Consider the following 18,550-nt stretch of genomic DNA (forward strand, 5'->3'; position numbering starts at 1 on the left):
TCGTCTCGTCTCGCAGCCCGTTTCGCACTCGCTGCGGCGGGCCAGCCCTGACCTTACCTGCGGCCAGAGACGGTCCTGGCCGCTACCTCCCAGCTTCTCCCCCTCCCATCTGCGAGGATGCTGGGCACATCCGGGAAGTGGCACCGGCCGCGCACGGTTCCCGCCGGGTCCCGCCGCACCGGCCGAGCAGCCGTTGTACGTTCAGCACCGCGTCCAACCCATCGATCCGCGGAGCAACAGGTGCAGACCATCGTTATAGCCGGTGCCGGCATGGCCGGCCTCACCACCGCCGAAGCGCTGCGAGAGGCAGGCTTCGACGGAACCATCACGCTCGTCGGTGACGAACCCCACCGCCCCTACGAGCGGCCACCGCTGTCCAAAGAAGTCTTGACCAGCCAGAATTCCGGCAAAGGCGTGTGGCTGCGCACCGACGACGAGCTCGCCGCGCTCTCCCTGGACCTTCGCCTGGGAGTGCGGGCCATGGCGCTGCGCCCCAGTGACCGGGCAGTGGAGCTGTCCGACGGGACCTCCCTTGTCGCCGACGCCGTGGTGGTCGCCACCGGGGCCCGGGCCCGCCGCCCCCGCACCGACCTGCCCGGCGTCCACGTCCTCAGAACCCTGGACGACGCCGAAGCGCTCCGCGCCGACCTGCTGCGCTACGGCCGGGTCGCAGTCGTGGGAGCGGGATTCCTCGGCGCTGAAGTCGCTGCCAGCGCCCGCGCCCTCGGAGCAGAGGTCACCCTGCTGGAAGCCGCGGACACGCTGCTGCCGCGGGTCGTCGACCCCCGGATCAGCGCGGTCTTCGCGGAACTCCACCGCGACCACGGGGTGGACCTGCGTCTCGGAGTGCCCGTGACCTCCTTTGCGGGCACCCACCGGGTCGAGCGGATCGAACTGGCCGACGGAACCTCCGTAGCGGCCCCCGTCGTCGTCGCCGGGATAGGGGTCCACCCCAACACCGAGTGGCTGTCCGGATCGGGGGTGCTGCTCGACCCCGAGGTGGGCGGAGTCTCCTGCGACCCGTACTTGGCGACCTCGATCCCCCACGTGTACGCCGTCGGCGACCTCGCCGCCTGGCCCCACCCCCGCTACGGCGGCCGGATACGGCTCGAGCACTGGGCCAACGCTGAAGAGCAGGCGCGCCTGGCCGCCCACAACCTGCTCGCCGGGGAAGGAGCCCGGCGCCCCTACACCCCGGTGCCGTATTTCTGGTCCGACCAGTACGGCCGGAAAATCCAACTGCTGGGCCAGGCCTCCCCCGCCGACACCGTGGAGATCGTGCACGGCTCGGTGGCGGACCGCAAGTTCGTCGCCTTCGTCGGCCGCCAGGACCGGCTCGTCGGAGTGCTGGGCATGCGGTCCACACCCCGGGTGATGCGCTACCGCCCCCTCCTGGAAGAACCCACATCCTGGGCCGACGCCCTGGCTGCCGCGCAGCAGTAGCGGGAGGGCTGCCGCGCGGCAGCCCTCACACGCTCACACTTCAGCGAACCGGTCGAGCGCTTCGATCAACTGGTGCAGGATGCCGGGCTCGGTGAACGCGTGCCCGGCATCGTCGATCAGGTGGAATTCCGCCTGCGGCCAGGCCCGGTGCAGTTCGAAAGCGGTCTTCGCCGGGGTGCAGACGTCGTAGCGGCCCTGCACGATCACCCCGGGGACACCAGCGAGCTTGCTCGCATTCTCGATGAGCTGCCCAGGGGTGAAGAATCCGCCGTGGACGAAGTAGTGGTTCTCGATCCGGGCGAACGCCAGGGCGTACTCGGGGTCGGCGTAGGCGGCGCGCAACTGCTCGTTCGGGTACAGGGTGGACGTGCTGGCTTCCCACACGCTCCACGCGCGGGCTGCTTCGAGGCGCACCTGCGGGTCAGGCGAGTTGAGCCGCTGCGCGTAGGCGCCGATCAAGTCGTCCCGCTCCTCTTCGGGGATGGGTGCGAGGTACTGCTCCCAGGCGTCCGGGAAAAGATAGGAGGCGCCGCTCTGATAGAACCAGAGCAGCTCCTCGCTGCGGAGCGTGAAAATGCCGCGGAGGACGAGTTCGCTGACCCGTTCGGGATACTGCTCGGCATACGCCAAAGCGAGCGCACTCCCCCACGACCCGCCGCAGACCAGCCACCGCTCCACCCCCAGCATGCGGCGCAGCCGTTCCATGTCTGCCACCAGCGTCCACGTGGTGTTGGTGTGCAGTTCGGTGCTCATCAGACTGGCGTGCGGCGTACTCCGCCCGCAGTTGCGCTGGTCGAACAGCAGCACCCGGTACCGCTCCGGGTTGAACAGCCGACGGTGGTCGGGAGTGCAGCCTGCCCCGGGGCCCCCGTGCAGGAACACCGCGGGTTTCCCCTCCGGGTTGCCTACAAGCTCCCAGTAGATCCGGTGGCCGTCGCCGACATCGAGCATTCCGCTGTCGTACGGTTCGATCGGCGGATACAGCGTGCGCATCACCACGTGTCCTTACATGCTCTAGGTCTGCGGTAGAAGACCGGAATCGCGTAGGCGGCAACGGTAACAGCCCAGGGGCGGGGCTGCGGCGCCACGGAACCGCGGTTCTCCTGCCCGGCGCCGGGGTATCACCCGCGCCCCTCGACCGGTCCCGGCAGCCCTTGGATAGCGGTCCGACCACCGTATCCCCGGCCCGCCGCTTCCCACTCGTCGTCGGCCTGCACCGGGCGCGAAGAGGGGTTCTTCACACCACGGCACCTGCCCCCAACGGGGAGTCGCCGCAATAGGCTGCGATACGAGCGCGTTAGGGTTTTTGCGTACCCGCCAACCACGTTTTCCGTTCCAGCCGCACCAGGCCTGGACTGGAATGAGCGGATGACTAGCCGGATCCCGGGAGCCGACACACCAATCCGCGATGCGCCTGCTGCAAGCTCCACAAGGGCTCGCAACCGCGGCATTGAGGCCCGCCACCGCGCCTTTGGATAGCCACTGAGCCCGCCAGTCAGGGGAACAAGGATAAAGGAACCGCCCATGTCGAGGACTAACGACACACGTGTCGTCAGCTACCAGCCACTCGTCGCTCCCCACGACCTCCTGGCCGAACTGCCGATGGGCCCCGAGCGCACGGCACTAGTCGAGGAAGCCAGAGCCGAGGTGAAAAAAGTACTCGATGGGGAGGACGACCGGCTGCTGGTTGTCGTGGGACCGTGCTCCGTGCACGACCCCGAGTCCGCCCTGGACTATGCACGCCGTCTCAAGGCGCTGATCCCGTCCGTCTCCTCTGAATTGTGCGTGGTCATGCGGGTGTACTTCGAAAAGCCGCGCACCACCCTGGGATGGAAGGGCCTGATCAACGACCCCGGGCTCGACGGGAGCTTCGACGTCCACCGGGGCCTGCGGACCGCACGCAAACTGCTGCTCGACATCGGCTCCCTGGGCGTGCCCGCCGGCACCGAATTCCTCGACCCGATCACCCCGCAGTACATCGCGGACGCGGTGACCTGGGGAGCGATCGGTGCGCGCACCACGGAAAGCCAGGTGCACCGCCAGCTCAGCAGCGGCCTCAGCATGCCCGTGGGCTTCAAGAACGGCACCGACGGCAACGTCCAGGTCGCCGTGGACGCCTGCCGGGCCGCAGCCAGCTCGCACACCTTCTTCGGCGTGGACCCGAGCGGCAGCGGCGCGGTCGTGTCCACCTCCGGCAACCCGGACTGCCACGTCATCCTGCGGGGCGGCCGCTCCGGCCCCAACTACGACGCGGACAGTGTCGCCGCCGCGCTCGACACCATCGAGGCCGCGGGCCTGCCGCGCCGCCTCATGATCGACGCCAGCCACGCCAACAGCGGCAAGGACCACCTGCGCCAGCCGGGCGTGGCCCAGGCCATCGCCGCCCAAGTCGCGGAAGGCCAGACCGGAATCATCGGGGTCATGCTGGAGAGCTTCCTGGTGCCCGGCGCCCAGAAGCTCGGCGACCCGGCCAAGCTCACCTACGGCCAGAGCATTACGGACAAGTGCATGGGTTGGGAGACCACCGAGGAGGTCCTGGCCCATCTGGCCGACGCCGTGCGCAGCCGCCGCAAGGCCACGTCCTAAGCACTGCCCAGCGCCGGTGCGCGGCCTCCTCCCCCATCTGCCCGCCGCGCACCGGCGCTCCTTGCTCGGCGACCACGCACTGCTAGGCTGAGAACACCGAATGCCCGCACGTCCCAGCCCAGGGACCGCTGCGCTGCCCGGTTTACCGGTGACCTTCCCGGTGCGCACCGGGGCGCCAGCCCTATGATTGGCACCGCCCCGGCAGACGGGACAGCGCTGTGCCACAGTCTTTCGCCGAAGGTGCAGACGAGCGCAGTTGAGGCCCTCTGGCGGACGCCATAGCGGGGGCGGCGCTCACCAGCCTCCGTTCACACCACCCTGTTCTTCGGGAGCGTCCATGACCCAGCCTCCGACCAGCGATGCCCGCACGACACCGCTGTATGACACCCATGTGGCTTCCGGCGCCACCATGGTGGAGTTTGCTGGCTGGCTGATGCCGCTGCGCTACCGCAGCGAAAGCGCCGAGCACCGGGCCGTGCGCGACGCCGCTGGACTGTTCGACCTGTCGCACATGGGGGAGATCCGGGTCCACGGCCCGCAAGCCGCCGACTGCCTCGACTATGCGCTGGTGGGACAACTGTCCACGCTCGCCGTGGGACGCGCCCGCTACACCATGATCGTCACCGAGCAGGGCGGCGTCCTCGACGACCTCATCGTCTACCGGTTGGCGGACGACGACTACCTCGTCGTCGCCAACGCCGCTAACACTGGCACGGTGGCCGCCGCGCTGACCGAGCGGGCCGCCGGCTTCACCGCGACCATCACCGACGAAACCGCGGACTACGCTCTCCTCGCGCTCCAAGGCCCCCAGTCCGCAGCCATCCTGGGACCGCTGACCGACGTCGACCTGTCGGCTCTCCGCCCCTACGCTGCCCAGCACGGCACTGTCGCCGGCACTGCCGTACTGCTGTCCCGGACCGGCTACACCGGTGAAGACGGGTTCGAAATCTACCTCCGGCCAGGAACAGCGGCCCCGGCGCTCTGGGACACGCTCGTGGAGGCCGGACAGCCGCACGGACTCCTGCCCGCCGGCCTCGCAGCCCGCGACACCCTGCGGCTGGAAGCGGGAATGCCGCTGTACGGCAACGAACTCACCGCCGAGCTCACCCCCTACGATGCTGGGCTGGGCCGGGTCGTCAAACTCGACAAACCGGGAGACTTCGTGGGGCGTGCCGCGCTCGCTGCCCGCGCGTCCTCCGGCCCCACGCAGGTCCTGGTCGGCCTTGTCGGCCGCGGCCGCCGCGTCCCCCGCAAGGGGTACCCGGTGCTCCGCGATGGGGTTCCTGTGGGAACCGTCACCAGCGGCGCCCCCTCCCCCACGCTGGGCAAGCCCATCGCGATCGCGGCTGTCAAAGCGGGTACGGACCTTTCCAGTGGTGCGTTCGCCGTGGACGTGCGAGGCCGCGCTGAAGCGGTGGATGTGGTGGATCTGCCCTTCTACCGACGCACGTCGTGAAGGCGCTGCCTGCGGCGGGTACGCCCTCCCCGTCAGGGCAGGGCAGATCTGAAGGTGTCAGGGCGGCGCACGTCCGCGTGCGCCTCTGCTGAATAATGGACAACACTCCTGGAGAGTCGAATTGAGCGTTCCCGCGGAGCTGGGTTACACCAAGGAGCACGAGTGGGTGGCGATCAACGAAGGGATCGCTACCGTCGGCATCACAGCCTTCGCTGCCGAAGCGCTGGGAGACATTGTCTACGTCGAACCGCCGGAAGTCGGTTCGACCGTCACCGCCGGTGAAAGCTGCGGTGAGATCGAATCTCACAAGTCGGTCAGCGAGCTCTATTCTCCGGTTGACGGTGAGGTTGTCGATGTCAACCAGGCTGCGGTGGACGACCCCGAGTTGATCGGCTCCGACCCTTACGGCCGGGGCTGGTTGTTCAAGGTGGAGCTCGCTGAGGAGCCCGCCGATTTGCTCACCCCGGAGCAGTACACACAGCTCACCGAAGGTGAAGGTTAGGAAACTCATGACCGCCCAGAGCACTTCGCTCACCCAGTCGCTGGCTCAGCTCGACCCTGAGGTCGCGGCAGCCGTGGACGCCGAGCTCGCCCGCCAGCGCGACACCTTGGAGATGATCGCCTCCGAAAACTTTGCGCCCCGGGCGGTGCTGGAGGCGCAAGGCACGGTGCTGACCAACAAGTACGCGGAAGGCTACCCGGGCCGCCGCTACTACGGCGGGTGTGAGCACGTGGACGTCATCGAACAGCTGGCCATCGACCGTGCCAAGGCCCTGTTCGGTGCCGAGCACGCCAACGTGCAGCCGCACTCGGGCGCTCAGGCGAACACCGCCGTGTACTTTGCGCTGCTGCAGCCGGGCGACACCATCCTGGGCCTGGACCTCGCACACGGCGGGCACCTCACCCACGGCATGCGGATCAACTACTCCGGCAAGATCCTCAACGCCGTGGCCTACCACGTACGCGAGTCCGACGGCCTGATCGACTACGACGAGGTCGAAGCGCTAGCCAAGGAGCACCAGCCGAAACTGATCATCGCGGGCTGGTCGGCGTACCCGCGCCAGTTGGACTTTGCCCGGTTCCGGGAGATCGCCGACCAGACAGGCGCCCTCCTCATGGTGGATATGGCGCATTTCGCGGGTCTGGTCGCGGCTGGACTGCACCCCAACCCGGTCCCCTACGCCGACGTAGTGACCACCACCACCCACAAGACCCTGGGCGGGCCGCGAGGCGGGCTCATCCTGGCCAAGGAGGAGCTGGGCAAGAAGATCAACTCGGCGGTGTTCCCGGGGATGCAGGGCGGTCCGCTCCAGCACGTCATCGCTGCCAAGGCCGTAGCGTTGAAGGTCGCGGCCAGCGAAGAGTTCGCTGAGCGGCAGCGGCGCACCCTTTCCGGCGCGAAGATCCTCGCCGAGCGGCTCACCCAGCCTGACGCGGCCGAGGCCGGTATTCGGGTGCTGACCGGCGGCACCGACGTCCACCTGGTCCTGGTCGACCTGGTCAACTCGGAACTCAACGGCAAAGAGGCGGAGGACCGGCTGCACGAGATCGGTATCACGGTCAACCGCAACGCGGTCCCCAACGACCCGCGGCCGCCCATGGTCACGTCGGGACTGCGGATCGGCACCCCGGCTCTCGCCACCCGCGGTTTCGGCGACGCCGACTTCGCTGAGGTCGCCGACATCATCGCTGAGGCGCTCAAGCCGGGCTTCGACGCGGCGACCCTGCGCTCCCGCGTCCAGGCGCTGGCCGCCAAGCACCCGCTCTACCCTGGACTGTGATTGTGCTTGTGCCCGGTGCCTCGGGGGTGCCGGGCACCCCGTAGGGCTTGTCGGCCCTCTACGCTTTTCTCTGCGGACGGCGCTCACGCCTCCAGCTCCCTGGGGTCCATCCACACCACTTCCCACAGGTGCCCGTCAAGGTCCTGGAAGCCCCAGGCGTACATTCCCTCGTTCTCTATCGGGTCGATAGACGGCCGTGCCCCCGCTTCGAACGCCCGGTTGACCAGCTCGTCCACTTCTTCTTTGCGGTCAGCGGAGACCGAGATGATGGACTCGGTGTTCTTGGCCGCGTCAACCAGCTCCTTCCGGGTGAACCGGCGGAAGAAATCGCGGGTGAGCAGCATGACGGCACAGTCGTCGTTGATGACCATGCAAGCCGCGTTAGTGTCGGTGAACCGGGGATCGAAACGGAAGCCGAGCGCGGTGAAGAACTCCTGGGACTTCTGCAGGTCCTGTACCGCCACGTTCACAAAGATTTTTCGAGTCACGAGCGCACCGTAACCGGCGGAGCTCCTGGTCAGCCGCAGCCCAGTTCGTGTTTCCCCTAGAGCAGACCGGAGTTTTACCGCCCTTCAGAAAGGCTGCGCCGAAAGATCACAGCTTGCCCCGGCTCTCGGCCGTGCCCCTGGCCCCGCGCCTCTCCGAAAGTATCCCGGTCACGTTTTGACACAGCGCACAGCGACCCGGATCTTCGGCTCTTTGAGCAGGGACAGTTCTCCGATCTTACGTTCCACCGCGTTGTGGACCTCCGCGGTCACCTCGGCGATCCGGTGGGCCTCTGCGGCGGCACGGACCTTGACCCGCTGGCCGAACACGCTGACTCGTGCCTCGCGGACCCCGTCGACTTCACACGCTGCCGTAGTCAAGATCCGCCGCAGCGCCCCTCGGGACACTCCTGCGGCGAAAGTCAGGTCGTGGGGGTGGCCCACGTCCCCGCGCCCCCACCCGGGGAGCAGAGCCAGGGCGATCATCAGCAGGCTGATCAACACCAGTACAGCGGAGGCGACGTGGACCGCGGGGTCGCTCCACCGGGCCGCGGGCGTATCGCCTGCCTGGCCTACAGGCAGCAGGCTCACCGGGCTTCCCGCAAGCGCGGAAATGACCTCTGCGGCAGCCAGCCCGGTCACTGTGACGAGGACACCGCCGACGACCACGACTGCCCACGAACGATACGGCCGAGGTGTGCGGACGGCAGCTTGATCTGCCGATCCGTTCGTCCCGGTCTCTGGACGGGTCAGCACCTCTTCCACCGCTGTCATGCCTGTCCCCCCATTCTCCGGGCGCCGCGTACGCGAGGGCGCCCGCTTCTTCTTCCACCCCGGTACTACTCTGTGAAGATCTGCGCCTACCCGCTTTTTTGCCTTCTGATTCGTGTCACGGAAAGTAATGTCCTGGTGTCCCCCTCCTCTGGGTAAAGTCCTCGTCTCGCGACCCCACTCCGGGACACATCCGGACCTAGACGAATAACTCTTGGACTCCCTTCACCAGCGGAAATGCCCCTTACTCCTCCCATTCCCCATACTTCAATGTGACTTTCATCACGGATTGCATCACACATCTCTCCGCCGCACAGCACCGCCAAGCAAATACGGAGTGTGATCAACTTACCGCAAAACAGAGCGTGGCCTATAGCCACGCTCCGTATTCAGACCACCGTCACGGCGCCGCCGAGGCAGCGCTCTCCCCCACCCCGGCCCACCCCCGACGCCAGGAATCAGTGCACCGTCACCGGAACACCACCGTCTTGCTGCCGTTCAGCAGAATCCGGTGCTCCGCATGCCAGTTCACCGCGCGGGCCAGCGCCATCGACTCCAGGTCGCGGCCCACCTCCGTGAGCTGCTCCGGACTGAACGTGTGGTCCACCCGCGCCACTTCCTGCTCAATGATCGGCCCCTCGTCCAAGTCGGCCGTCACATAGTGCGCTGTCGCACCGATCAGCTTCACCCCGCGGGCGTGCGCCTGGTGGTAGGGGCGAGCGCCCTTGAAGCTCGGCAAGAACGAGTGGTGGATGTTGATGATCCGTCCCGCCAGCTTCTGGCACAAGTCCTCAGAAAGCACCTGCATATACCGGGCCAGCACCACCAAGTCGATCTGGTAGGACTGGATCAGCTCCAGGACCCGCGCCTCCTGCTCCGGCTTGGTCTGCGGCGTCACCGGCAAGTGGTGGAAGTCCACCCCGTAAGACTTAGCCAGGAACTCCAAGTCCGGATGATTGGACACCACCGCTGCAATGTCCGCCTTCAACGTGCCGCTGCGCTGGCGGTACAGCAGGTCGTTCAGGCAGTGCCCGTACTTGGAGACCATCACCAGCACCCGCATGCGTACATCACGGCGCCACAGGTCCCAGTCCATCGCGTACTCGGACGCCAACGCCGCCAAAGCTCCGCGCAGCGCATCCTCGTCCACCTGCGGACTTTCGGCGGTGAACTGGACCCGCATGAAAAACCGGCCCGTGTAATGGTCGCCGAACTGCTGGCTCTCCTCGATATTGCACTGGTGGGCGGCCAGAAGGTTCGCCACCGCCGCAACGATTCCACGGCTGTCGGGGCACGACAGCGTCAGCACAAACTCGCGATCACTCATAGTTCACAGGGGACTTTCGACAAGGGAACGGCCGCACCCATCCGCGGTCTCATTAACTCACCAGGGTAACCACGTCGGCCCCGTCCAGCCTTGATAAACCCGTCACGCGTCGCGCATGCCGTCACCCACAGCGACAAACCCGGACAATTCTCCTCAACTGTGGGATGCTCATCACATGAGCAGCCTCCGCAGACGGTACGCAACGGCCACCGCCCACCTGCAGGCCCCCTTCGCTATCGTCGACCTCACGGCCCTCCGCGACAACGCCGCCGACCTGGTACGCCGCGCGGGCGGCACCCCCATCCGCGTGGCCAGCAAATCCGTGCGCTGCCGTGCCCTGCTTCGCGAGGTGCTCGCCTTCCCCGGCTTCTCCGGGATCATGGCCTACACCCTCCCCGAAGCGCTCTGGCTCGCCACCGACCCCGAAAGCGCCGACATCGCCACCGACATCCTCGTGGCCTATCCCACCGTCGACGCCGACGCCATCGCCCGTCTCGCCGCCACCCCCGAAGCGGCAGCCAAAATCACCCTCATGGTCGACTCCGTGCACCACCTCGACCTCATCACCGCCGCCGCCCCCGACCCGGCCGCCCCCATCCGCGTCTGCCTCGACATCGACACCAGTTGGCAGCCACTCGGCCGCGCAGTCCGCATCGGCGCCTACCGCTCCCCGATCCGCACCCCACAGCAGGCCGTCGCCCTCGCCCGTGCCATCGTCCGCCGCCCCCAGCTCCACCTGGACGGCATCATGGCGTACGAAGCCCAGATCGCCGGAGTGGGAGACGCTCCCCCGGGCCGCCCGCTCTACGGAGCCGTGCTCCGTTGGGTACAGCAGCAGTCCCGCCGTGAACTCGCCCACCGCCGCGCCGCCATCGTCAACGCCGTCCAAGACATCACCGAGCTGCGCTTCGTCAACGGCGGCGGCACCGGCAGCCTGCACACCACGAGCCGGGACCCCGCCGTCACCGAAGTCGCCGCAGGCTCCGGCCTCTACCAGCCTCGCCTCTTCGACCACTACCGGTCAGTCAACCGCCGCCCCGCGGCGCTCTTCGCACTCCCCGTCGTCCGCCGACCCGCCCCCGGAGTAGCCACCGTGCTCGGCGGCGGCTACCTCGCCTCAGGCACCCCCGACCCGTCCCGTCTCCCCCAGCCCTACCTGCCCGCCGGGCTGCGGTTCAGCGCCACGGAAGGCGCCGGGGAAGTCCAGACTCCGCTACTCGGAGCGGCCGCCGACACGCTCGCCGTCGGAGACCTCGTCTGGATGCGCCACGCTAAAGCAGGAGAACTCTGCGAACACTTCACCCACCTCCACCTCGTGGAAGGAAACCGCGTGACCGCTACCGTCCCCACCTACCGAGGCGAAGGCAAAGCGTTCCTGTAAGCAGAAACGGGTGGGGCCCGCCAGGAACCGTTCTGGCGGGCCCCACCCGTCACCACTCAACGCTTGCTTCTCCGGCGCAGCAGGACCAGCACACCCACCGCGACCACCACACCGACACCGACCCCGACCAGGAGCGCGGGAGAAGGCGGCTGCCGCAACTCATACTCGGTCACCACCTCGTCCTCCCCGCTGACCAGGATGCTTCCCTCCGGCGGCTCCACGAAGCGGCTGCTCTTGCGACGCACCGGATTCCCGGACGCTATCGCGCGCGCCTCTTCCACCAGTTGACTGCCGGCATGGCGGACTTTCGCCAGTCCGCGCTTGGCCACATTCTTGGGGTGAGTCCGCTCCACAAGCTCGTCGATCGATGCTGCCAGTCGCTGCTGGACTTGCTCGATCTCCGCCTGCACGGCCGCCGGATCACGTTGCGGTCCCACGGGCTTGCGTCTTGGCATACAGCCGCCTCCTTCCGCTACCGCAGGGTGGCCTGCGACGGACTCTCATCCGGGATCTGATCGGTGGTTTTCTCACCAGGCGGACGCGTGTCCCGCAACGCGTTCTCAATTCCGTCGACTACCCGGAAGAAGTCCAGCGTGGACAACCACAGTTTATAGACGATCAAGATCTCGAATACGAGGAGCAGAACACCCGCCGCCACGGTGATCCAAACAACCGCTGTCGCAGAGAACACTGCCGCCAACGGCGCCACGACAAACACCGCGGCCTGGAATTCGATTCCGCTCACCAGGTGAGTGCGGATACGCCGCCTCCGCAGGAAATCCCAGAATTTCTGGTACCAGGGAAACCGGGTCCGAAACCCCTGGTGCAGGTCCACCCGGGGCAGCCGCACATCCGGCTGTTTCCCCGCCTCCCAGTCGGCGCTGTTCTCCTTCTCCGTCTGCGATCGCAGCAGGTCCTCCAGCACCGAAATGCCATGCCGCAGCACCGCCTGCTCCCCCAGGTCGCTCAACGGCTGGCCCGCTGCCCGCTTCTCATCCTTCTCGTCTGACTCCAGCATCGACAGCGTGGCCCGCGCCCATTCCAGCACCGCGGCCAGCCGGGACCGCATCTCCCGACGCACCTTGTACACCTGGAGCGCATTCAGGTAGCGCAGCATGTCGCAGAAGACCACCGCCAGCGCCAACCAGACGAACACGATCCGACCGGTGAGCACGTACTGGCCGCCCATCAGCGCGATCGCGCACACCAGCACCCGGAACCGGTCGAAGACGTAGTCCATCCAAGAGCCGAACAGCGACTCCCTGCTGGTCAACCGAGCGAGTTTGCCGTCCATGCAGTCCGCAAGGAAACACAGGTAGTACAGGACGGCCCCCGCGATGAGAAACGGCCACAAGCCGACCGCGAAACACGCCGCCGCCCCCAGGCCGAGGAGCAGGACCGCCACCGTCAACTGGTTCGGTGTGATCGACGTCCGGTTAGCCACCAGACGGACCAGGCGGATCGCTAACGGATCAACCGCCCACACCGTCCACCACGAATCACGTTCCCGGCACGCACGGACACGCACCTCGTCCAGGGTGTAACTGGGCATTGTGGGTCAACTCCTCGAACACGAAGCCTGGGGAACGCTTCGGCCCTCCCCACCGGCAGCCAGCCGCGCGGCCTGGGATACGGCCCCGCACCTGTGGCGTTCGATGAAACGCGAGGTGGGCTTGGTTAACCTTAAAGGCGGAGGGCCGGCCCGCAACACCCTCCGGTCCGCGCTTCCTCCCCTGCCCGCTCTGCCTGACCGACTCCGCTGATTTCACGACCCTGGCCAGACCAATCCATTTTTTTCCGCTCTTCTGCGTCATTTGCGGACTAGGGTGTGGAAACACGCGTTTGACGCAGAGTCCCCTACTTCGAGGAGTCCACGTTGAGCGAGAACACTATTCGGCTCCACCCCGGCGACATCGCCCCTGACTTCACGTTGAACAGTGCTTCCGGGGCTTCCGTGACTCTCAGCGAAGTGCTCAAAGATCACGACCGGGTGGTGGTGTACTTCTACCCGGCAGCGATGACCCCGGGATGCACCACCCAAGCGTGCGACTTCCGCGACAACCTCCACGACTTCAACAAGGCAGGGCTGACCGTCTTGGGTATCTCCCCCGACTCGCTGACCCGGCTGGCCAAGTTCGCCGAGCAGGAAGGTCTGACCTTCCCGTTGCTCAGCGACCCCGACCGCTCGGTGATGACCTCCTACGGAGCTTTCGGCGAGAAGAAGAACTACGGCCGAATCGTGCAAGGCGTGATCCGCTCCACCTTCGTCATCTCCGCTGGACGCACCGTGGAGCGGGCCTACTATAATGTGCGGGCCACTGGACACGTCGAGCGGCTCAAGCGTGACCTGGGCCTTTAGGGAGTTCACCGCACCACACCCACGCACCTAGCCGGCACCCGCCTGCCCTGTCCCGCACCGGTGAGGGCACGACCGCTGTGGCACGTCCGCACGATTTGCATTTCCCCCCTCTGAACTGCCAATCTCAGACAGAAGGCTTTCCGGTCTCACCACAGCCACGGGAAGTAGACCGAGCCACGGGGCCGTAGCCCAACGGCAGAGGCGGCGGCTTTAGGTGCCGTGCAGTGCGGGTTCGAATCCCGCCGGCCCTACCACAGAAAAACACTGGCCGGAGAGAAGCGGAGAGGATCTCCGTCTTCCTCCGGCCAGTGTCGTCTCAGGTCCGCTGCCGTCCCCGCAGTGCGCTCAGGTGCGGAACACCAGAGCCCACAAGACGACAGAGAGCAAGAGCAGGACGAACAGCCCCACTCCCGCAACGATCACCGCCTGCTTCTTCCGGCTCCGCTTACTGCGGTGCTTACCGGAACTGGTCAAACCCAGTGCGTCGGTCGACTCGCGGATCGCGGTAAGCAGCGCGCTCACCGACTCTGGACGGTGCCGTTGCAGGGCATCGGAGACGTGGCTGACCTGTTCCTGCAAGTTGGTGCGGAGGACTTCGGCACCGGCCCGGAAATGGTCGACCGCGGAAAGCTTCTCGCGCTCCTGCTGGCGGCGCACCGCTTCAGCCATCCGCGCCGCGGTCTCCGGACTGGTCTCCGGGGCCCACGGGGCCAGCGAAGCGATCCGCAGCATCGCGGTGGCGCTCTCCGCCGTCAGCCTCTCGTTAGGGTCGACCTTGAGCAGCCCCGCCAGGACCGGGGCCAGCGGCCCCGCGTTAGCGGCAGGCGGAGGCTCCTCCACGTCGTCGCCGCGCAGAATCGCGATGTAGCCCTTGCGGCCGTACGGAGGGTGCCCTTCCACCGCTGCATACAGGGTGGCGCCCAAAGACCACAGGTCCGAGGCCGGTCCCACCGGGCCCGCTTTAGCCCGCTCCGGGGGCAGATACGACGGCGAGCCGATGATCCGTCCAGAGCTGCTGAGCGCAGACTCGCCGGTCCACGCCGCAAGCCCGAAGTCCGTCAACACGACCCGGCCGTCCTCGCTGATCATGACGTTCTCGGGCTTGACGTCCCGATGCACGATGCCCTCATCGTGTGCGGCCTTGAGCGCACTGATCAGTTGAAGGCCGATCTCAGCCACCCTGGGATACGGCAGTGGCCCCGCGATGTCGATAATCTCGGCGAGCGTCCGCGCCTCGACCAGTTCCATCACGATCCACGGCCGCCCGTCCTCGTTGACCACATCCAGAACGGTGACCACGTTGGGGTGGCTCAGCCGTCCCGCTACCCGAGCCTCGCGGGTGGTTCGGCGGAGCAACGAGTTCCGTTCATCCTCGGTCACGTCGTCCGGGAGACGCAGCTCCTTGATCGCGACCTCACGGTCGAGGACAAGGTCCGTGGCACGCCACACCGTACCGACCCCACCGCGGCCGATGGGCTCGCGCAGCACGTAACGGCCAGCCAGTACGCGCTCACTGCCGCTGGCCTGGCCGTCAACTGTGACAGAAGGCCGTCGGCCGGTGACGTCGGCTTTCGGCCGCTCTGTTGGAGGCTGTTCTATGGACACGGCTTCAGAACATCGGGTCGTGGGCCATGGCGGCCTCCTGTGGACTGCTTACGACGGTCAAGACGGGCAAGAGACGCGTCTTCCCGTTATACCAGCGCCAACCTACATCAGAGCAGGTAGTTGCCGCATTACAGCCGCTTAGGTCCATATTCGTTATCTCCTGTGGGCTGCACCACACGTCACTTGTCGTCTCTTGGGGATTCTTACCGGGAGGGAGCAGGCTTATCACCGGGCGCGGACCACAGCGTTTCCGGGTTCTGGACGGTCACGGGTCCGACACCGAGCTCCTCCAGCGGTCCCCGCAGCGACTCGGCATCGCCCACCACGGTCACCACCGCGTCCTCGGGGTGCAGGTACTCCTGGGCAGCCTGGTTCAGGCCGTCGACGGTCAACTGCTCGTAGCCGGCGCGCAACCGGTCCACGTGGTCCTCGGGCAGGTCGTAGACGACCATTTCGATGAGCGCCCACGCCATGCGCCCAGCGCTGGCGTAGGTGACAGGCAGCCCGACCGTGTGGGACTCGCGGACCGCTTGCAGCTCCTTCTCGGTGACCCCCTCCTGCCGGAGTTGAGCGATCTGCTCCAAGGTCACGGTGATCGAGTGGGCAGTCGTGGGCGCGTCCACCTGGGTGCTGATGAGGAAGACACCGCTGTCCCGCCGCAGGTCGAAGCGGCTTCCCACACCGTAGGTGTACCCCAGCTTCTCCCGCAGTTCCAAGTTGAGCCGCGACGTGAACATCCCGCCCAGCACGTCGCTCATCCCCTCGGCCCGGGGCAGGTCTATCTCGGTGCGGCTCGGAGCGTGGTGGGCCAGCACGAACGCCGACTGCACCGATCCGGGGCGGTCCAGGATGATGATGCGGGGGCGCTCCCCTGGGGCTGTCTCGGGAGCAGTCGTGTGCCGCTGCGGGGCGGGGGCAGCATCCCCGAAGACTGCAGCGCCGAGCTCCTCCAAGTTCACCCCGGACAGGTCGCCGACGACGATGAGGGTCCCCGTCACCGCGGCAATGTGGTCTGTGTGGAAGCTGCGGGCGAGGTCCGGGGTGAGCCGCTGCTGGTAGACGTCTCCCCCGCTGAGCGGGACCGCGTAGCGTCCCGTGAAAAGCTGGCTGCCCACGGCCCGCGCGGCAAGCGTGGAAGCAACCGAGTTCTCCAACCGGAACCTTTCGGCGAGCTGGTCTCGGCGGCGCACGATGTCGTCGGGGCGCAGGGCCGGGGACCGGACCGCTTCACCGAGGAGAGCCACCGCGTCTTTGAGCCGCTTGGTCGGGGCGTCAACGCCGGTGATGAAGCTGTCCCAGCCGACCCGGCTCACCCATTCCGCGCCATAGCGTTCCAGCGCGGGAGCCAGGGAGCTGTTGCCGTCGACACCGTCCTCGAGCGCCTCGCTGACCAGCATGGCGGCTCCCCGGTATTCGTCGGATTCGATGTTCGCTCCCGCGGGATGCACCAACCGCACCGCGGCATAGGGCTGACCGGGAAGGTCGAGGGCGATGACGGTGCCGCTGCCCACCTTGACACGGGTGGGCTTCGGGAAGACGTAACGGGCCGGTTCGCCAAGTGCGGGACGTGGCTGGAGGCTGGTCAAGAGGACTCTCCTGATTCTCTTGTCTGTGGTCGATGCGCGGACTGTCGGTGACGGCTCTGGCTCAGGCGTTGGCGGTCTCGCTGGGAGCGACCTCGTAGCGGAGCGAGAACCGGTTCTCCGGGATGAGGTACTGCTTGGCGCAGTCCACCACCTCGTCCGGGGTGATGGAGGCCCAGCGCATCGGCCAGGTGTACACCAGTTCGGGGTCGTCGAAAAGCTGGGTGTAGCCGCTGAGCGCGTTGGCGAGTCCAGCAGGGGTGGAGATGCCCTGGAAGTGGTCGCGTTCCAGTACGGCGCGGGCCCGCTCCAGCTCCTCTTCGCTGATTCCGTCGGCCAGGGCCGCGGTCTCTTCGAAGATGGCGTTTTCCAGTTCGGAGCCGCTCACCCCGTCTCGGGCGATCATGCTGATGAAGAACAGGGACTGGGTGTAGCGGAAGTCGAAGAGGTCTGAGGAAGCGCCGCCGTCGTCGTTGGCCAGCCCTCGCTCCACCACCAGCCTGCGGTAGAGACGGCTGCCCTGCCCTTGGCCGAGAACCGCGGAGGCGAGGTGCAGAATGTCGAACTCACGGGTCCCGTACGGGGGGATGCGGTGGACGATGAAGACCGCGGGGGCCGGAACCTGCTCTTCCACGACCAGGCTCTTGGAGCCGAGCAGTCCTTCGAGCGATGCATCGGGGGCCTCAGCCACGGTCTCCCGCGGCGGGATACCACCGAAGTACTTTTCGACCCGACGGTAGACGTCCTCGGAGTCCAGAGAGCTGACCACACTCAACACGAGGTTGTCCGGCCCGTAGTGGGTCTTGTGGAAGGAAAGCACGTAGTCGAGGTCGGCGGCGTCCAGGTCCTCCATGGAGCCGATCGTGGGGTGGTGGTACGGATGCCCCTCCGGGTAGGCGTGGGCGAGGATGCGTTCGAAAGCGGTGCCGTAGGGTTGGTTGTCGTAGCGCTGGCGACGCTCGTTCTTGACCACGTCCCGCTGGTTGTCCAAGACCTCCTGGGTGACCCCGTCGCGTAGGGTAGCGAGCCGGTCCGCCTCCAGCCACAGGGCGAGGTCGAGCGCGTGTTCCGGCACCGTCTCGTAGTAGTTGGTGCGGTCGCTGGAAGTGGAGGCGTTAAGTTCCCCGCCGAGCGCCTCGATCAGTCTGAAGTGTTCGCCTTTAGCCGCGTTGCCGCTGCCTTCGAACATGAGGTGTTCGAAGAGGTGGGCGAATCCGGTCCGGCCAGGCACTTCGTGGCGAGACCCGACGCCGTACCACAGGTTGATCGCCGCCACCTGCCCGGTGGCAGCCGGAGCAGTAACCAACCGGAGACCGTTGTCCAGTCGGTACTGCCTGATGTGTCCGGCCGCGCCGTTGCTCGTCACCAATCCCTCTACCCCCTGCTCAGCGGATGTCATGTTGATCATTGAGCCTATAGCCCTCGAACAGCGGACGGATATCGCCGTACCGCTCCTTCGGGACACCCTATGGGTCTCTCCGCTACTGTCGCGAGTTAACGAACCGATCCAGTCCGCCCCCAGCAGAAACGGAGCAGGGTGAGCGTACGCCATCCCGCTGACTGTTGGACGCGCTCAAGCAGAGAATGGTTGTTGCCGTGAGACTCGGACTGGACAACAGTGGACGACGGATACGTGGCCGATATCCGTTCCCCGGATAAAAAAATTGGGCCGCCTACATAAGGCAGCCCAAAAACAAATAGCTCCAGAAAAAGAAAAAGGAGGGCGGGAAAGGAGAATCTCTGTCCTCCTACGTCCACCCTCCTTTTTGCGTG

At 66.7% G+C, this 18,550-nt stretch carries 16 protein-coding genes and 1 tRNA gene; 8 read left to right on the forward strand and 9 right to left on the reverse strand.

Features of this window, described 5'->3' with window-relative positions; genetic code table 11:
- The first annotated feature begins 240 nt into the window (after window positions 1–240).
- On the forward strand, window positions 241–1,443 hold the full coding sequence (locus TF1_RS13750) for an NAD(P)/FAD-dependent oxidoreductase (protein ID WP_011292771.1): 1,203 nt from the start codon (window positions 241–243) through the stop codon (window positions 1,441–1,443).
- Between the two features lie 33 nt (window positions 1,444–1,476).
- Here TF1_RS13750 and pip read toward each other — a convergent pair whose 3' ends face one another.
- Complete coding sequence (gene pip, locus TF1_RS13755) at window positions 1,477–2,436, reverse strand: prolyl aminopeptidase (protein WP_011292772.1); 960 nt, start codon at window positions 2,434–2,436, stop codon at window positions 1,477–1,479.
- A 531-nt stretch (window positions 2,437–2,967) separates the two neighbouring features.
- Here pip and TF1_RS13760 point away from each other — a divergent pair.
- The 4 genes from TF1_RS13760 to TF1_RS13775 all read left to right on the forward strand — a co-directional run bounded on the left by TF1_RS13760 (window position 2,968) and on the right by TF1_RS13775 (window position 7,266).
- Window positions 2,968–4,029: a 3-deoxy-7-phosphoheptulonate synthase gene (locus TF1_RS13760; RefSeq protein ID WP_011292773.1), complete on the forward strand. Its 1,062-nt coding sequence runs from the start codon at window positions 2,968–2,970 to the stop codon at window positions 4,027–4,029.
- A gap of 337 nt (window positions 4,030–4,366) precedes the next feature.
- Window positions 4,367–5,485: a glycine cleavage system aminomethyltransferase GcvT gene (gene gcvT, locus TF1_RS13765; RefSeq protein ID WP_011292774.1), complete on the forward strand. Its 1,119-nt coding sequence runs from the start codon at window positions 4,367–4,369 to the stop codon at window positions 5,483–5,485.
- Window positions 5,486–5,606: 121 nt separating this feature from the next.
- Window positions 5,607–5,987: a glycine cleavage system protein GcvH gene (gene gcvH / locus TF1_RS13770; RefSeq protein WP_011292775.1), complete on the forward strand. Its 381-nt coding sequence runs from the start codon at window positions 5,607–5,609 to the stop codon at window positions 5,985–5,987.
- 7 nt (window positions 5,988–5,994) lie between these two features.
- Window positions 5,995–7,266, forward strand: coding sequence for a serine hydroxymethyltransferase (locus tag TF1_RS13775; protein ID WP_011292776.1), 1,272 nt, complete (start codon window positions 5,995–5,997; stop codon window positions 7,264–7,266).
- Between the two features lie 83 nt (window positions 7,267–7,349).
- On the opposite strand, the gene TF1_RS13780 is transcribed toward TF1_RS13775, so the two are convergent.
- From TF1_RS13780 to purU, 3 genes are all read right to left on the reverse strand, one after another.
- Window positions 7,350–7,754 carry a VOC family protein gene (locus TF1_RS13780; protein ID WP_082797718.1) on the reverse strand — a complete coding sequence of 135 codons (405 nt, stop codon included), beginning with the start codon at window positions 7,752–7,754 and terminating at the stop codon, window positions 7,350–7,352.
- Between the two features lie 168 nt (window positions 7,755–7,922).
- The gene (locus tag TF1_RS13785; RefSeq protein WP_234351653.1) at window positions 7,923–8,420 is read right to left on the reverse strand and encodes a DUF6286 domain-containing protein; all 498 of its coding nucleotides are present in this window, start codon (window positions 8,418–8,420) and stop codon (window positions 7,923–7,925) included.
- Window positions 8,421–8,991: 571 nt separating this feature from the next.
- The gene (gene purU / locus TF1_RS13790) at window positions 8,992–9,849 is read right to left on the reverse strand and encodes a formyltetrahydrofolate deformylase (protein ID WP_011292779.1); all 858 of its coding nucleotides are present in this window, start codon (window positions 9,847–9,849) and stop codon (window positions 8,992–8,994) included.
- Between the two features lie 175 nt (window positions 9,850–10,024).
- Between purU and TF1_RS13795 the strand changes: the two genes are divergently transcribed.
- Window positions 10,025–11,230, forward strand: a complete 1,206-nt coding sequence (locus TF1_RS13795; RefSeq protein ID WP_011292780.1) for an amino acid deaminase/aldolase — start codon at window positions 10,025–10,027, stop codon at window positions 11,228–11,230.
- 56 nt (window positions 11,231–11,286) lie between these two features.
- On the opposite strand, the gene TF1_RS13800 is transcribed toward TF1_RS13795, so the two are convergent.
- On the reverse strand, window positions 11,287–11,685 hold the full coding sequence (locus TF1_RS13800; RefSeq protein ID WP_011292781.1) for a DUF3618 domain-containing protein: 399 nt from the start codon (window positions 11,683–11,685) through the stop codon (window positions 11,287–11,289).
- A gap of 17 nt (window positions 11,686–11,702) precedes the next feature.
- Window positions 11,703–12,782 (reverse strand): CDP-alcohol phosphatidyltransferase family protein, encoded by a 1,080-nt coding sequence (locus TF1_RS13805; protein WP_011292782.1) that lies wholly within the window; start codon window positions 12,780–12,782, stop codon window positions 11,703–11,705.
- 324 nt (window positions 12,783–13,106) lie between these two features.
- Between TF1_RS13805 and bcp the strand changes: the two genes are divergently transcribed.
- Entirely contained in the window at window positions 13,107–13,589 is a 483-nt protein-coding gene (bcp, locus tag TF1_RS13810) for a thioredoxin-dependent thiol peroxidase (protein WP_011292783.1), read from the forward strand.
- 178 nt (window positions 13,590–13,767) lie between these two features.
- A tRNA-Leu gene (locus tag TF1_RS13815) sits at window positions 13,768–13,843 on the forward strand.
- 91 nt (window positions 13,844–13,934) lie between these two features.
- On the opposite strand, the gene TF1_RS13820 is transcribed toward TF1_RS13815, so the two are convergent.
- From TF1_RS13820 to TF1_RS13830, 3 genes are all read right to left on the reverse strand, one after another.
- Window positions 13,935–15,194: a serine/threonine-protein kinase gene (locus tag TF1_RS13820; RefSeq protein ID WP_011292784.1), complete on the reverse strand. Its 1,260-nt coding sequence runs from the start codon at window positions 15,192–15,194 to the stop codon at window positions 13,935–13,937.
- A gap of 203 nt (window positions 15,195–15,397) precedes the next feature.
- Window positions 15,398–16,780, reverse strand: coding sequence for a M16 family metallopeptidase (locus TF1_RS13825; RefSeq protein WP_011292785.1), 1,383 nt, complete (start codon window positions 16,778–16,780; stop codon window positions 15,398–15,400).
- 61 nt (window positions 16,781–16,841) lie between these two features.
- On the reverse strand, window positions 16,842–18,185 hold the full coding sequence (locus TF1_RS13830; RefSeq protein ID WP_011292786.1) for a M16 family metallopeptidase: 1,344 nt from the start codon (window positions 18,183–18,185) through the stop codon (window positions 16,842–16,844).
- Window positions 18,186–18,550: the final 365 nt, after the last annotated feature.

The organism is Thermobifida fusca NBRC 14071 = JCM 3263 (genome assembly GCF_001592045.1).
In the GTDB taxonomy this organism is placed as follows: Bacteria; Actinomycetota; Actinomycetes; order Streptosporangiales; family Streptosporangiaceae; genus Thermobifida; species Thermobifida fusca.